Below are 13,816 nucleotides of genomic sequence, written 5' to 3' on the forward strand. Positions count from 1 at the left end.
AAAGTTTCTGGGCCAAAACTTTTCTTAGAAGGAAAACGTTGGACCGGAAGCTTTCCTAAGCCGCCCCGGCGCGGGCCTGGTTGAGGGCGAAGAGCCGCTCCAGGGCCTCCTCCTCGCCAATATCGGCGGGCCAGCCATAGGCGGCGGCCACGGCGGCATCGAGCGCCGCATGGGCCTGGGCTAGCCAGGCCGGGCGCTCGTTATAGAGGTTGGTCAGAGTCCGCTTCTTGAGAATCGCGGCCGCCTTGGCGTCCTTCGGCAGGATCCGGTCGGAGAAGCCCGGCACCACCTCCGGCACGCGCTCCACGAGGTCGGGCGGGTTGAGCCAGGCCTGCCGCAGCCGGTCGAGCTCGGCCGCGGCCTCGGCGATGGCGATCGCGCGCGGATCGTTGGCGTGGCGCGCGGCGGGGATGTTCGGTGTGAGGCCGTCGGGGAAGGGGAAGGTCTCGAAGGTTACGGTGATGTTGTACCTTCGTTGGTTGCCGGCTCCCAAACGGTTTCCCTGTGCGGTTGCCCAAATCTCATGCAACCGCGAATGCAGTATCCCAAATGAAACATCGTCTTCGCGTGCGATCGCGTAAGTGCTGCCAACGATCACTATGCTTGGGTCAGCCCAGACGAATATCCGATGTTCGGAACTCTCTGGCGTGACGATAAACCGTCGCAGATGAGCAATGGCTTTCCTGAGCTTGCCTCGCGGTCTTTGAAAGAGCCAATAGTTGTCTCTAACACGCTGCTCTCGAACTTTCTTTCGCTGCTCCGGGATAATCGATTCTATCCTTCGGAAGGGCTGTTCGTAGAGTTGCGCTCTTGCCTTTGGCATATCGACACCAAAATCGATCACCCAGCGATCGGATGGACGACCCAAGACATCATTAATGTCCCATAGCCGCCGCACGACATCAGAGTTGGGTCTACTATTTGGGTTAAGCGGTTCTTCGAGCATCTTCCGGGCCTCATCCCCGGTTAGATCGAACGAGCCGGTAAGCTTTACCCCTTGAAACGCCACTTCACTATTTTCAGCAAGTCGAAGTGCGTTGACCAAAGACACTCCCGTCGTGCCGATGGGAGCAGCCAGATCGGCACCAATTGCATTCACTTTCTTGCCATTAAGCCAACGTGCGCCTTGCCAGTCGGCAACGTCGTTGGAAGCGCACACGATTGCCACTCTGACCGCCGCTCCCTCGACAACCCACGGCTCGTTTGTCCATGCCTCAAATATCTGGCAGACTTTGGATTGGACGATTTTGATCAATGGTTCGCGACTTGCGCCCTTCGCGATGCTCTTAGTGCCTACAAGACCGAATCTCATGATCTGCCTTTCCTCCAGCATCTGACGAGCTTTTTCGAACCAGTAAACGACAAAATCTGCGCGGGCCGGTACTCGCCCAAGGTAAGCGGCGCGTAGCCGTGAGACATATTCATCACCCAGTGTTCTGAGGTGCAACCTGTCCCCCAGAAACGGCGGATTGCCGATAATGGCATCGGCCTTGGGCCATGCGGCCTCGCTGCCATCCGGATTCAGCACCGCGTCGCGACATTCGATGGTGTCGAGCGGGCGCAGGATCGGCTCGCCTGAGACGGCGAAGCCGTTGCGCCGCATCCATTGCAGCTCGCCGATCCAGACCGTGGCGCGGGCCAGCTCCGCGGCATAGGGGTTGATCTCGATCCCGTGGACCGCCTCGGGCCCGACCGCGGGAAACTGGCGCGGCAGGCCCAGCGCCTCGCACTCGATGTTGACGCGATGCTCCAGGTCCTTGAGCGCATGGAGCGCCAGATAGAGGAAGTTGCCGGAGCCGCAGGCGGGGTCGAGCACGCGAAAAGCCCGCAGGCGTTCGAGGAATTGCAGGCGCAGCTTCTCCGCGTCGTTGCGGGCCCTGGTGCCGGGGCCTTTGCCCTTGGTTTCCTTGCCGAGCACCGCCCGCAGCTTCTCGCGCACCGCCTCCCATTCGCGCGCCAGCGGGCGCACCACCACCGGCTCGACGATCATCATGATCTTGTCGCGGTCGGTGTAATGGGCGCCGAGCTGGCTGCGCTTGTCGGGGTCGAGACCGCGCTCGAAGAGCGTGCCGAAGATCGAGGGATCGATCTCCGACCAGTCGAGCCCGGCCGCGCGCAGGCACATGTCGATCGCGGGCCGATCGAGCGGCAGCGCCTCGTCGTCGTCGAACAGCCCGCCATTGAACCAGGCCACCTTCTCGAAGCCGACACGCCCGCCCTGGCGCATGGCGGCGAAAAGGTCGTGGGCGAGGGTTCGGAACTCTGCCGGGTCCTCCTTTGCATGGGCCAGCATGCGCGAGAACATCTCCTTCGGCAGCAGCCCCTCGTCCTCGGCGAACATGCAGAAGACGAGGCGGTTGACGAAATGAGCCACGCGCTGCGGCTCGTGGCCCTGCTCGCGCAGGCGCCGGGCGAGATCGGCGAACTCCCGGGCCGCGTCCTCGGTGACGGACTGCCGTGTCTTGCTCGGCTTCAGGCGCTCGGGGTCGGAGAAGACCGACTTGAGGACCTCGCGGAACCTGGCATTGCGCAGGTCCTCGAGCTTGATCTCGGTGGTCTGCTTGATCGTGTTGGTCCAGTTGGTGTGGACCAGGATGCGCGCCATGTCCGAGACCACGAGGAGCGGCGGATTCTCGAGCGCCACGGCATATTGCTGGAGCTGGGCGTAGGCCTGCTGCAGGTCGCGGCCCTTGCCCTTGTATTCCCAGGCGAAGCAGCCGCGTTTCCAGACGTCGGCCCAGCCTTCCTTGCCGGTCGTCTTGGTGGCGCCGGCCTCGAAGGCGTAGCTTTCGCCGGAAGGGTCGGCCTCTGCTGGTGTGGGTTCGCCCAGCAGACGGCAGAGGTCGATGAAATGCTCCTGAGCGCCCGCCGACTCCTTGAGCGATGACGCCTTCCATTTGGCGATAAAGGCTTCCGGCGTCATGGTCCCCCGCGGCCGGTGCCCGACTCGGCTTACCTACCCATCCCAAGGCTAGCCATGCTGTAGCAGGTCCGGCAACCCGCCAGCCCCCTGCATCTCCGCTGACAGCAATCAGCGCAGGTCGGATAATACGCAGCCAGCAACTTGGTTATTTTAGAGGTTTCTCCTCAACGCCTTGATCCGGCGGGCTTTCGAGGCCCTTGAAGCCGGGGCGGCGGTTTCCCAAATAGGTCAATGTCGGCGCTGCACGCGGCAGGCCGATGGCGGTTCGGGATGCTTCATGGGAAGGCCCGGGACATCCGCGAGATCGCAAATGACGGCTCGCTCATGAGGAGGAGCTCCAAGTCCGATGACACGCCTGACCCTGTTCAACAGCCCGTTGCTCCTGGGCTTCGATCATTTCGAGCGCACGCTAGACCGGATCTCGAAGCAGTCGGCCGAGGGCTATCCCCCCTACAACATCGAGCAGATCGGCGAGGATCGCCTGCGCATCACGCTCGCGGTCGCCGGCTTCGCGCTCGAGGAGCTGGAGATCCAGCTCGAGGCCAACCAGCTCACCGTCCGGGGCAAGCAGCAGGACGACGCGACCCGCGTCTATCTCCATCGCGGCATCGCCGCGCGCCAGTTCCAGCGCAGCTTCGTGCTGGCCGAAGGCGTGGAGGTGACCGGGGCCCATCTCGACAACGGCCTGCTCCATATCGATCTGCGCCGCCCGACCATCGAGAACGAAGTGAAGCAGATCGCCATCCGCAACGGGAACTCGGCGGACCCCCGCAAGGTTGCTACCACGGCAGCTGAGCGGTCCGAGGCCCGGAACCAGCGCAAGGAGCGCGAGTAACATGAACACGAACAAGAACCATGACACCGCCCCGCGCGCGGATCGTGCGCCGAAGATGAGCGATGCGGACCTGGCCGTGCTGGGCCTGGCCGATGTGGCCTATCTGCGTGCCGTCGTCATCGACGGCCAGCCGGGCTTCGCAGTCCATGCCGCCAACGGCAAGACGCTCGGCGTGGCGCCCACCCGGGAGGTCGCGCTGGCCTTCATCCACGAGCAGGAGCTCGAGCCCGTCGGGCTGCATTGAATGGTCTGAGCAATCTGTCCCTTCCCCCGTTCCGGGGGAAGGTTAGGAAGGGGGATGGCGCGCTGTCCGATACCGAGCAGCCCCCTCCTTGATCCTCCCCCGGAGACGGGGGAGGAGATTCATAAGATGGCTTACGCCGCGTGCGCGGTGGGTTCGGTGAGAAGCGCGTAGAGGGCCGCGGGCTGGTCCGCGCCGCGCAGCTTCTCGCAGGTGGCGCGGTCGCGCAGCAGGCGCGAGACGCGCGCCAGCGCCTTCAGGTGATCGGCGCCCGCCGATTCCGGCGCCAGCAGCAGGAAGATCAGATCCACCGGCTGCTCGTCGATCGAATCGAAATCGATCGGCTGGTCGAGCCGCGCGAAGAGGCCATAGAGCCGCTTCAGGTCGGCCAGCTTGCCATGCGGGATCGCGATGCCGTTGCCGACACCCGTGGTGCCCAGCCGCTCGCGTTCCAGGAGCACGTCGAAGATCGCGCGCTCATGCAGGCCGGTCTGCTCGGCGGCGCGGCGCGCCAGCTCATGCAGGGCCTGCTTCTTGCTGCTCGCACGCAGGTTCGCAATCACGTTTTCGGGCGAGAGCAAATCCGTAATCTCCATCGCATCCCCCGATCTGGGAAGTAGGGCCAACGGTCGGCAGTCTATCTGGTTCCGGGCCGTCTGGTTCCGGGCATCCAATGCCGGGCTGTCAGTTCCGGGCCGCCTGGCCCGGATCAACCCACCCGAAATTGCCGTCCGCGCGGCGATAGACCATGTTCAATCCCCCGTGAGCGCGATTGCGAAACAACATGGCACTCTGGCTGGCGAGGTCGAGACGCATCACCGCCTCGCTCACCGTCAAGGTCGGGACCTCGGCCGCCATCTCGGCGACGATCAGCGGACCGCCATCGCGGGGCACGGCCTCGGCGTCGCCGGCATCGGCCTCGTCGGAACCGGGCGCCACCACATACTGGCGCGCCCGCTCGGCCTCGATCTCGGTCCGATGATGATCGCGCAGCCGCGTCTTGTAGCGCCTGAGGCGCGAGGCCAGGCGCTGGGCCGCCTCGTCGAAGGCGGGATAGGGCTGATCGGCCTTGGCCTCGCTCGCCAGCACGATGCCGCGGCCGATATGGACCGTCACCTGGACGGACAGCAGATGGGCCTCGCGCGAGAACACGACGCCGGCATCGGTCGCCCGGCCGAAATACTTCTCCAGGATCGACTCCAGGCTTTCCGCCACATGCTGGCGCAAGGCATCGCCAACATCGATCTGCTTGCCGGTGACGGTCAGCTGCATGAGCGTTCGAAATTTGTCCGGAAGATCTGTCGCGTGGCCCTGCCGGCCGTTCCGGCCCTGTCTTTCGTTGAACGAGGGGGCCCTACCGCGAAGGCCGGGAAGTTAGGGAGGCCCCCCGACCCTGTCAATAGTGGCCGGCCGCTCGCGGCTCTTCGACCCAGGCCTTCGATATAACGCGTTCTAGCCGACGCGCAAGACGCGCTGACGGCGACGCTCTGTGGATGACGGAATCCTGAGAGATTCCCGGTACTTGGCGACCGTGCGCCGGGCGATATCCACGCCTTCCGCCTTGAGCAGCTGCACCAGCCGGTCGTCGGAAAGCACCTCGCTTTCGGACTCGATCAGGCTCTTGATGCGGGCCCTGACGGCCGCGGCCGAATGGCTCTCGCCCCCGGCGGTATCGGCGATGGCGTTGGAGAAGAAGAAGCGCAGCTCGTAGAGCCCGCGCGGGGTGGCGATGTATTTGTTCGCCGCGACCCGGCTGACGGTACTTTCATGCATGCCGATGGTGGCGGCGATGTCGCGGCGCATCAGCGGCTTCAGATGCTGCACGCCGTGGCTGAAGAAGCCGTCCTGCTGGCGCACGATCTCGGTCGCCACCTTCAGGATCGTGACCGCGCGCTGGTGCAGCGACTTCACCAGCCAGTTCGCCGAGGTCATCTGCGTGACGATATAGTCGCGGTCTTCCTTGCCGCGCGCGCCCTTGATGAGGCGCGAATAGTAGCTCTGGTTGACCAGCACGCGCGGCAGGGTCTGGTTGTTGAGCTCGACCACCCAGCCGCCTTCGGGCGTGCGGTGCATCAGGATGTCGGGCGTCACCGGCGTGACGGGAGCCGCGTCGAAGGCCAGCGCCGGCTTGGGATCGAGCGCCTTGATCTCGGCGACCATCTGCGCCAGGTCCTCGGCATCGACGGCGCAGAGCCGCATCAGCCGGGCGCGGTCGCCCTGGGCCAGAAGATGGAGATGATCCAGCAGCACCTGCATCGCCGGGTCGAGGCGGTTGCGGTCGAGGAGCTGGAGCGCCAGGCATTCCTTGAGATTGCGGGCGAAGAGGCCCGGCGGATCGAACTGCTGCAGGCGCTTCAGCACGGCTTCGACGCGCGCCGTGTCGCAGCCCAGCCGTTCGGCGACGGGCTCGAGCTCGCCGCTGACATAGCCCGCCTCGTCGAGCGTATCGATCAGCGCCAGGCCGATGGCGCGGTCGGCGGGATCCTGGATGTCGAGCGTGAGCTGGGTCGTCAGATGCTCGCGCAAGTCGATCGCGTTGGCGAGCGTCTCCTCGATCGGCGGGCCGTCATTGCCGTCGCGCGTCCCCGTCCCGCTGCCGGTGCGGCTGCGGGAGAGCGCGCTGTTCAGTCCGTTGTCCGGCGCAGGCAGCGCGCTCCCGCGCGGCGGTGCGAGCGCGGGCTCGTCCTCGTCGCGTTCCAACAGCGGGTTCTGCTCAAGCTCGCGCTCGACATAGGCGGCGACTTCGAGATTGCTGAGCTCAAGCAGTTTGATCGCCTGCTGTAGCTGCGGCGTCATCACCAGCGAGGTGGACTGCCGCAGATCAAGGCGTTGGGTGACTGCCATGGCCCTAATGGTTAAAGACTAAACCTTTCGCCCAGGTAAACACGCCGGACATCCGGATCGCTCACGATCTCGGAAGGCGAGCCTTCCCGCAAGACCGAACCTTCATGAAGGATGTAGGCGCGGTCGACGATGTCCAAAGTTTCACGGACGTTATGGTCGGTGATGAGAACGCCGATGCCGCGGTCCTTGAGGTGCGACACCAGGTTGCGAATGTCGGTCACGGCGATCGGGTCGATGCCGGCCAGGGGCTCGTCGAGCAGGATGTAGTTCGGATCCGAAGCCAGCGCCCGGGCGATCTCGCAGCGCCGGCGCTCGCCGCCGGAGAGCGCGATCGCCGGTGCCGAGCGCAGATGCTCGATCGAGAATTCCGAGAGCAGCTCCTCGAGCTTGGCCTCGCGCACCTCGCGCGAGGGTTCCGCCACCTCGAGCACCACGCGGATGTTCTGCTCGACGGTGAGGCCGCGGAAGATCGAGGCCTCCTGCGGCAGATAGCCGATGCCGAGCCGCGCGCGGCGATACATCGGCAGCGAGGTCACGTCGTGGCTGTCGAGCACGACGCGGCCGGTGTCGGCCGCGATCAGCCCGGTGATGATGTAGAAGCAGGTGGTCTTGCCAGCGCCGTTGGGGCCGAGCAGCCCCACCGCCTCGCCGCGCTGGACCGAGATCGAGACGTCGCGCAGCACGGGACGCTTCTTGAACTGCTTGCCCAGATGCATCGCGATCAGCCCGTCGCCGGAGGATTCGCCTCCGTTCAGGCGGGCAACGCGGTTATGGTCGGGGAAGCTTGTCTCGTTCATCGTCTCGCTTGCAGATCGGACCTCGGGTCGCCGGCGAGGCCCTTTCATGCCTCGACGCCGGGCATTGGCGGACGAATGCCGGTGCCTAGGGGGCCGGCGGATTCGATCCGGGAGTCTGGCCTTGGTCCGGGAAGATCAAGGTATGGACCCGCGATCCTGTGCCCGGCTGGCCGAGAAGCCGGCTGACCCCGGTCCGCATGTCGAACTCGGCACGGTCACCGTTGAGCTGATTCTGGCCGCGCGTGATCTTAACCGAACCATCGAGCGTGGCTACATCCGAATCGAGGTTGTAGACGGCGGTTGCGGCCTGGGCGTAGTCCTCGCCCCGCCAGATCCGCACATGGCCCTTGGCTTCGAGCTGATAGAGCTCGGTCTTGCCGTCGGCCCCTTTGCGGAAATAGCCGGTCAGGAGATCGGCCTTCACCCGCCGGTCCGCCTCGACCACCATGGCGTCGCCGCGCGCCACCATCGCCAGCTGCTTCTGCCAATATTCGAGGCTGTCGCGGGCGGTCACGGTCTGCTTCTTTGTCTGGGCGCGCAGGTTCTGGCCGGTGACGATCAGCGACCCCTGGTCGAGATCGTAGACGGCCTTGTCGCCCCAGATCTTGTCGTTGCTCGAGGTGAGCAGGACGTTGCCTTCGGCCGTGACGCGGTAGATGTCGCTGCTGTTCTTTGCGCTTTCGCGGTAGAAGGCCCTGAGCTCGTCGGCATTGACCTGAAGGTCGCCGCGCCGGGCGAGTGCGTTTCCGCGCGCGATATAGACCTTGTCGTCGCGCCGCCATTCGATGCCATCGTCGGCCTCGATCTCGATCGGCGCCGAGGAGTTCGAGAGATCGAGCCCGGCGCCCGGCAGATCGGGCGTGGGTGTCGTGGCGGTGGCGGTGCCCTCGCTCCAGCCGCGCCGGCTGGGCAGCATGAAGGCGGAGGCTGCCAGCAGCATCCCCAGGCTTCGCGTCAGGAACCGGCGGCGCGGGGCGCCGGCCGCGAGCGCGCGTTCCGCCGGGGTGCCGCGGCCGTGGATGCGGATCACGGGATCCGCTCCGGCTTGGCGCCTTGATAGAGCAGCACGCGCGATTTTCCGGTGAGCTGGATCACGGCGCCCTTGTCGGCGACCCTGAGGCCCTCGCCGGCGAGCTCGCCGGTCGGTCCCTGGCCGGTGACCGCGCTGTCGCTCATGGCGTTGCCGGCGACGAAATCGACCGCGATCGCGTCCACATGCAGCTCGTAACCCTGGTCCTGGAACAGGCTGACCTGGCCGTTGAGCTGGAGATGCTTGGTCGAGCGCTGGTAACGGCCGGCATTGGCCGAGACCGACAGCCAGGTGCCGTCCTGCATGGTGATGTCCGCCTGCGGGCGAACCAGGTCGATCAGGTCGTCATTGCCTTTGACCTGGCTGGCCTCGGCGGCGGTGACGGTGTAGGGCCGGTTCTGCTCGTCGATGCCCTGGAAGCGCGGGTTCACCATGCTGAGCTTGTCGATGTCGGTCGGCGCGATGTCGGCCGAGCCGATGCGGAACCGGCCGTCCTCGATGCGGATCTGCGACCACACCGCGAGCAGCGCGATCAGCCCCGCCGCCAGCATCGGCAGGATGAACTTCATCGCGGTCACGAAACGGCTGTAGTCGCGCACATGGCGACGGTCGCGCGGCCGCGGACGCGCGGGCCGGTCCAGTCTCGCCATCGCTTCCTCGGCCATTCAGCCCTCCGCCGTGCCGGTCGCAGGTCGTCTTTCGCGCGCCATCAAACCACGCCGGCGCGCAGGCAGTCATGGATATGGAGGATGCCGATCGGACGCTCTTCCTCGACCACGAACAGCACGGTGATCGGCCGCTCCTGCTCGTCGCCGTTCATGATCCGCACCGCTTCCACCGCCAGCACGTTCGGGCGGATGGTGCGCGGATGCGGGGTCATCACCGTCTCGGCCGTGGCCTCGAGGAGATCGCGGCTCATATGGCGGCGCAGATCGCCGTCGGTGATGATCCCGACCAGGCGGCCTTTCTTGTCGATCACGCCGCAGCAGCCGAAATGCTTGGCGGTCATCTCGAGCAGCACGTCGCCCATGCGCGTCCCTGGCGTCACCAGCGGCAGCTCCGTGCTCGCATGCATGAGATCGGCGACCGAGAGCAGCCGCTTGCCGAGCTGGCCGCCCGGATGCAGCTCGCGGAAGCCCGTCGCCGTGAAACCCTTGCGCTCCAGGAGCGCCACCGCCACCGCATCGCCCATGGCGATCATCATGGTGGTGGAGGTGGTGGGCGCCAGCCCCATCGGGCAGGCTTCCTCGGCGCGCGGCAGGAGCAGCGTCACGTCGGCCTGGCGCGCGAGCGCGCTGTCGGCACGGCTGGTCAGCGCGATCAGCGGAATGGCGAAGCGGCGGGTATAAGCGATGATGTCGGCGAGCTCGGGCGTGTCGCCGGAGTTCGACAGCGCCAGGACCGCGTCCTCGCGCGTGATCATGCCGAGATCGCCGTGGCTCGCTTCGCCCGCATGGACGAAGAGGGCGGGTGTGCCGGTCGAGGCCATGGTGGCCGCGATCTTGCGCCCGATATGGCCGCTCTTGCCGATGCCCGTCACCACCACGCGGCCCGGCACGGCCTCGATCCGGTCGAGGGCGGCGATGAAGCTCGGGCCCAGCGCCTGGGCCAGCGCCTCGAGGCCGGCGACCTCCTGCGACAGGACGCGGCGCGCCACCGTCAGATCGTCGCCAGCCCGCTTCTTCGGCGCGCCCTGGGGCGCATTGGGTCGCAGGGCCGCGTCCGGGTGGGCTTGGCGCGTCATGTCGATCAGACCTCGTTTCGCTGCCGCCGGCATCCGGCCGACGGAATCTTGCCGGAACAGGGCGTTGCCCCCTGCTGTCCCGGCCCCTCTGTCATTCACGGTCCGGTCCGGCGAATCCGGCGGGCCGCCCGATTCTCGAGCCAAATCCTAGCAGCCTTTGGCCCACGCACCCTATGCGTCTCGCCGCCGCCGGAAAAGCCGGTCTCGCCGTAACCTACCCGCAAGCTTCTCAGTGCTCGAAGATATCCACCTCGCCCCAGCCGGCGAGATCGAGATCGGCGCGGGTGGGCAGGAACCGGAAGCAGGCCTCGGCGATCGCGGTGCGGCCCTCGCGCGCCAGCATCTCGTCGAGCTTGGCCTTGAGCTGGTGCAGGTAGAGCACGTCGCTGGCGGCGTAGCGCAGCTGCTCCTGGGTCAGGACGGGGGCGCCCCAGTCCGAGGATTGCTGCTGCTTGGACAGCTCGATATTGAGCAGGTCCCTGCACAGATCCTTGAGTCCATGACGGTCGGTGAAGGTGCGGACCAGCTTCGAGGCGATCTTGGTGCAGTAGAGAGGCTGGGTGACCACGCCCAGCGTGCGGCGCAGGACCGCGATATCGAACCGCGCGAAATGGAACAGCTTCAGGGTCGCCGGATCGGTCAGCATCCGCGCCAGATTCGGCGCTTCCTGGCGCTCGCCGGCCGGCTTGGCCGGGAACTGGACCAGATGGCAGACCCCGTCGCCGTCCGAGAGCTGCACCAGGCAGAGCCGGTCGCGGGCCGGGATCAGGCCCATGGTCTCGGAATCGATGGCGACGACGGGCCCGAGCTTGAGCCCCGCCGGCAGGTCGCCGTGATGGAGCTCGATGGTCGGCTGGGGCATGGCGCTGTCAACCTGGCGCGAGGGTCAGTTGGGTACGAAGGGCCGGCCCGGCCGAAGCGGGGGCGGGGCGCCGGGCTCGGGTCACGAGCCGGCGAATGGTGCCCAGGAAAAGACTCGAACTTTCACGGGTTGCCCCACAGGTACCTGAAACCTGCGCGTCTACCAATTCCGCCACCTGGGCATCTTATAGGCAGCTTTGAAGGCCGGGATTTTCATCACGGGCCTCGCAAAGTCAACCGCGATTTCCGGCTGCTACGCCCGATTCGGCTTCATTATAGTGCCGGCTCGGAAGGCAGTCCTCGCCGCACCGCCAGGCCCGCTTCAAGCGGGTTCCGGCCGCCGGCGCAAGGATCTGTCCCATGGGACGGTCGAGGACGGGGTCGAGGGAGCGATGGCGCGCAGGCTGGCGACGGTTTTCGGGGGCTCGGGCTTCATCGGGCGCTATGTGGTGCAGCGCCTGGCCAAGCAGGGCTGGATGGTCCGGGCCGCGGTCCGCCGGCCGGACGAGGCGCTGTTCCTCAAGCCTCTGGGCGATGTCGGCCAGATCACGCCCGTGGCCGCCAATCTGCGCCATCAGGGCTCGGTCGAGGCCGCGGTGGCGGGGGCCGATGCGGTCGTGAACCTGGTGGGGCTGCTCTACCAGGCGGGCCCGCAGCGTTTCGACGCGGTCCATGTCGAAGGCGCGGGCCGGACTGCCGCGGCCGCGGCCAAGGCCGGCGCCAGCCGTTTCGTGCAGATTTCGGCAATCGGCGCCGACCCGGCCTCGCCTGCGGCCTATGCGCGCACCAAGGCGGCCGGCGAGGCGGCGGTCAGGGCCGCCTTCGCGCGGGCCACGGTGCTCCGGCCTTCGATCGTGTTCGGGCCCGAGGACCAGTTCTTCAACCGCTTCGCGCAGATGGCGCGGATGTCCCCGGCCCTGCCGCTCATCGGCGGCGGCCATACGAAGTTCCAGCCGGTCTATGTCGGCGACGTCGCCGACGCGGTCATGGCCGCGATCGAGCGCCCGGAGGCCTTGGGGCAGACCTATGAGCTCGGCGGCCCGGAGATCCGGACCTTCCGCCAGCTGATGGAGCTCATGCTGAGCGAGATCGAGCGCAAGCGCCTGCTGATCCCGGTGCCCTTCGCGCTCGCGAGCCTGCAGGGCGCCCTCCTCGGGCTCCTGCCCATGCCGCCTTTGACGCTCGACCAGGTGCGCCTGCTCAAGCGCGACAATGTCGTGGGCGCCGGCATGCCGGGCCTGAAGGAGCTCGGCATCGATGCCACCGCGCTCGAGCTGATCCTGCCGACCTATCTCGCCCGCTACCGGCCGGGCGGACGGCATATGCGGCTGGCATAGCGCCAAGCCGTCATTTCACCGCTCTGCCGTCATCCCCGCTTTCGCGGAGATGACCATGGGAGCGCGCGCCGGCGCCGCGGCTTCGTTTCGACGGCAATATCCTCAGAAATACAGATAAACGATCAGCGCGCCGCCGAGGATCAGGCGGTAGAGGATGAAGGGCATGAAGCCCGCATTGCGCAGCCAGCGCATCATGAAGGCGATCGCGAAGACGCCGGTCATGGCCGAGAGCGCGGCGACGATGCCGGCGGCGCCCCAGGGCGCGTCGAGGCCCTGGCGCGCGAGCTTCATGCCCTCCCACAGGCCGGCCGCCGCGATGGCGGGTATGGACATCAGGAACGAGAAGCGCGCGGCCTCGGTGCGCTCATAGCCCATGAAGCGCGCCGCGACCATGGTGATGCCCGAGCGGCTGGTGCCGGGGATGAAGGCGATGCATTGGCTGAGGCCGACGATCAGCGCCTGGCCGATCGTCATGTCCTGGACGCGCCGCACGGTGGCGCCGGCCCGGTCGGCGAGGAAGAGCACGATCGCGAATCCGATCATCGCGAAGGCCACCACCTCCACATGGCGCAGATAGTCCTGCCCGTAATGCTCGGCCAGGAATCCGGCGATCAGCGCCGGGATGGTGGCGACGATCAGGTAGAAGGCGAGCCTGGCGCCGGCATCGAAACGGCCCGTGACCAGCTTGGCGCAGCCCACCGCCATGCGCGCGACATCGCGCCAGAAATAGATGAGCACGGCGGCCAGGGTCCCGACATGGGCCGAGACATCGATGGCCAGGCCCTGGTCGGGCCAGTTGAAGAAATGGGGAACCAGGATGAGGTGACCGGAGGAGCTGATGGGCAGGAATTCTGTGATGCCCTGGACGACGGCCAGGACCACGAGTTGCAGCAGGCTCACGGTGGAAGGCTCTCCCCCTGGATCGAGCACGCCCAAGCCGGGCCCCGGCCGGTGCGGACTGCTTCTGCCGGCGACTCGGACGCGGGCTCGGCACCGGCAAAAGAGGGGTTATCATCAATGACTTCGGAACCCAAGCGACGCGCCCGCCGTATATAGTCTCATTTTGGAACTAATATTGAGGAATCGCACCGGAGCCCGGCGTCAAATCGGCCAGGGAGGGGCGCTAGGCGTCATAAATATGACAGTAAGACTGTCTTAAACTCGAAAAACCCCTCGCTTTCCGCCGGTTGATGCCCTATAGGTC

At 66.4% G+C, this 13,816-nt stretch carries 13 protein-coding genes and 1 tRNA gene; 3 read left to right on the forward strand and 11 right to left on the reverse strand.

The window, feature by feature from the left end; all coding sequences use genetic code 11:
• Positions 1 to 55: 55 nt before the first annotated feature.
• Positions 56 to 2,923: a class I SAM-dependent DNA methyltransferase gene (locus FRZ61_RS01060; protein ID WP_151114544.1), complete on the reverse strand. Its 2,868-nt coding sequence runs from the start codon at positions 2,921 to 2,923 to the stop codon at positions 56 to 58.
• 346 nt (positions 2,924 to 3,269) lie between these two features.
• On the opposite strand from FRZ61_RS01060, the gene FRZ61_RS01065 reads away from it, so the two are divergent.
• Positions 3,270 to 3,758, forward strand: a complete 489-nt coding sequence (locus FRZ61_RS01065) for an Hsp20 family protein (RefSeq protein ID WP_151114545.1) — start codon at positions 3,270 to 3,272, stop codon at positions 3,756 to 3,758.
• A gap of 1 nt (position 3,759) precedes the next feature.
• Positions 3,760 to 4,002 (forward strand): DUF1150 family protein, encoded by a 243-nt coding sequence (locus FRZ61_RS01070; protein WP_225309045.1) that lies wholly within the window; start codon positions 3,760 to 3,762, stop codon positions 4,000 to 4,002.
• Positions 4,003 to 4,133: 131 nt separating this feature from the next.
• Here FRZ61_RS01070 and ptsN read toward each other — a convergent pair whose 3' ends face one another.
• The 9 genes from ptsN to FRZ61_RS01115 all read right to left on the reverse strand — a co-directional run bounded on the left by ptsN (position 4,134) and on the right by FRZ61_RS01115 (position 11,457).
• Positions 4,134 to 4,595 carry a PTS IIA-like nitrogen regulatory protein PtsN gene (gene ptsN / locus FRZ61_RS01075; RefSeq protein WP_151114546.1) on the reverse strand — a complete coding sequence of 154 codons (462 nt, stop codon included), beginning with the start codon at positions 4,593 to 4,595 and terminating at the stop codon, positions 4,134 to 4,136.
• Between the two features lie 88 nt (positions 4,596 to 4,683).
• Positions 4,684 to 5,271 carry a ribosome hibernation-promoting factor, HPF/YfiA family gene (gene hpf, locus FRZ61_RS01080; RefSeq protein ID WP_151114547.1) on the reverse strand — a complete coding sequence of 196 codons (588 nt, stop codon included), beginning with the start codon at positions 5,269 to 5,271 and terminating at the stop codon, positions 4,684 to 4,686.
• 180 nt (positions 5,272 to 5,451) lie between these two features.
• On the reverse strand, positions 5,452 to 6,843 hold the full coding sequence (rpoN, locus tag FRZ61_RS01085) for an RNA polymerase factor sigma-54 (protein ID WP_151114548.1): 1,392 nt from the start codon (positions 6,841 to 6,843) through the stop codon (positions 5,452 to 5,454).
• Positions 6,844 to 6,854: 11 nt separating this feature from the next.
• A complete protein-coding gene (gene lptB, locus FRZ61_RS01090) occupies positions 6,855 to 7,640 on the reverse strand; it encodes an LPS export ABC transporter ATP-binding protein (RefSeq protein WP_151114549.1) in 786 nt (261 codons plus the stop codon).
• Between the two features lie 85 nt (positions 7,641 to 7,725).
• Entirely contained in the window at positions 7,726 to 8,670 is a 945-nt protein-coding gene (locus FRZ61_RS01095) for an LptA/OstA family protein (RefSeq protein WP_151114550.1), read from the reverse strand.
• Positions 8,667 to 9,335 carry an LPS export ABC transporter periplasmic protein LptC gene (lptC, locus tag FRZ61_RS01100; RefSeq protein WP_151114551.1) on the reverse strand — a complete coding sequence of 223 codons (669 nt, stop codon included), beginning with the start codon at positions 9,333 to 9,335 and terminating at the stop codon, positions 8,667 to 8,669. The genes FRZ61_RS01095 and lptC overlap by 4 nt, the downstream gene beginning before the upstream one ends.
• 44 nt (positions 9,336 to 9,379) lie before the next feature.
• A complete protein-coding gene (locus tag FRZ61_RS01105; RefSeq protein ID WP_151114552.1) occupies positions 9,380 to 10,414 on the reverse strand; it encodes a KpsF/GutQ family sugar-phosphate isomerase in 1,035 nt (344 codons plus the stop codon).
• A gap of 229 nt (positions 10,415 to 10,643) precedes the next feature.
• A complete protein-coding gene (locus tag FRZ61_RS01110) occupies positions 10,644 to 11,276 on the reverse strand; it encodes a ribonuclease D (RefSeq protein ID WP_151114553.1) in 633 nt (210 codons plus the stop codon).
• Positions 11,277 to 11,372: 96 nt separating this feature from the next.
• A tRNA-Leu gene (locus tag FRZ61_RS01115) sits at positions 11,373 to 11,457 on the reverse strand.
• 210 nt (positions 11,458 to 11,667) lie between these two features.
• Here FRZ61_RS01115 and FRZ61_RS01120 point away from each other — a divergent pair.
• Positions 11,668 to 12,612, forward strand: coding sequence for a complex I NDUFA9 subunit family protein (locus tag FRZ61_RS01120; RefSeq protein ID WP_151114554.1), 945 nt, complete (start codon positions 11,668 to 11,670; stop codon positions 12,610 to 12,612).
• 102 nt (positions 12,613 to 12,714) lie between these two features.
• Here the strand turns inward: FRZ61_RS01120 and FRZ61_RS01125 are convergent, their stop codons facing one another.
• Complete coding sequence (locus FRZ61_RS01125) at positions 12,715 to 13,512, reverse strand: undecaprenyl-diphosphate phosphatase (RefSeq protein WP_151114555.1); 798 nt, start codon at positions 13,510 to 13,512, stop codon at positions 12,715 to 12,717.
• Positions 13,513 to 13,816: the final 304 nt, after the last annotated feature.

The sequence above is a fragment of the Hypericibacter adhaerens genome, from assembly GCF_008728835.1.
GTDB lineage: Bacteria > Pseudomonadota > Alphaproteobacteria > Dongiales > Dongiaceae > Hypericibacter > Hypericibacter adhaerens.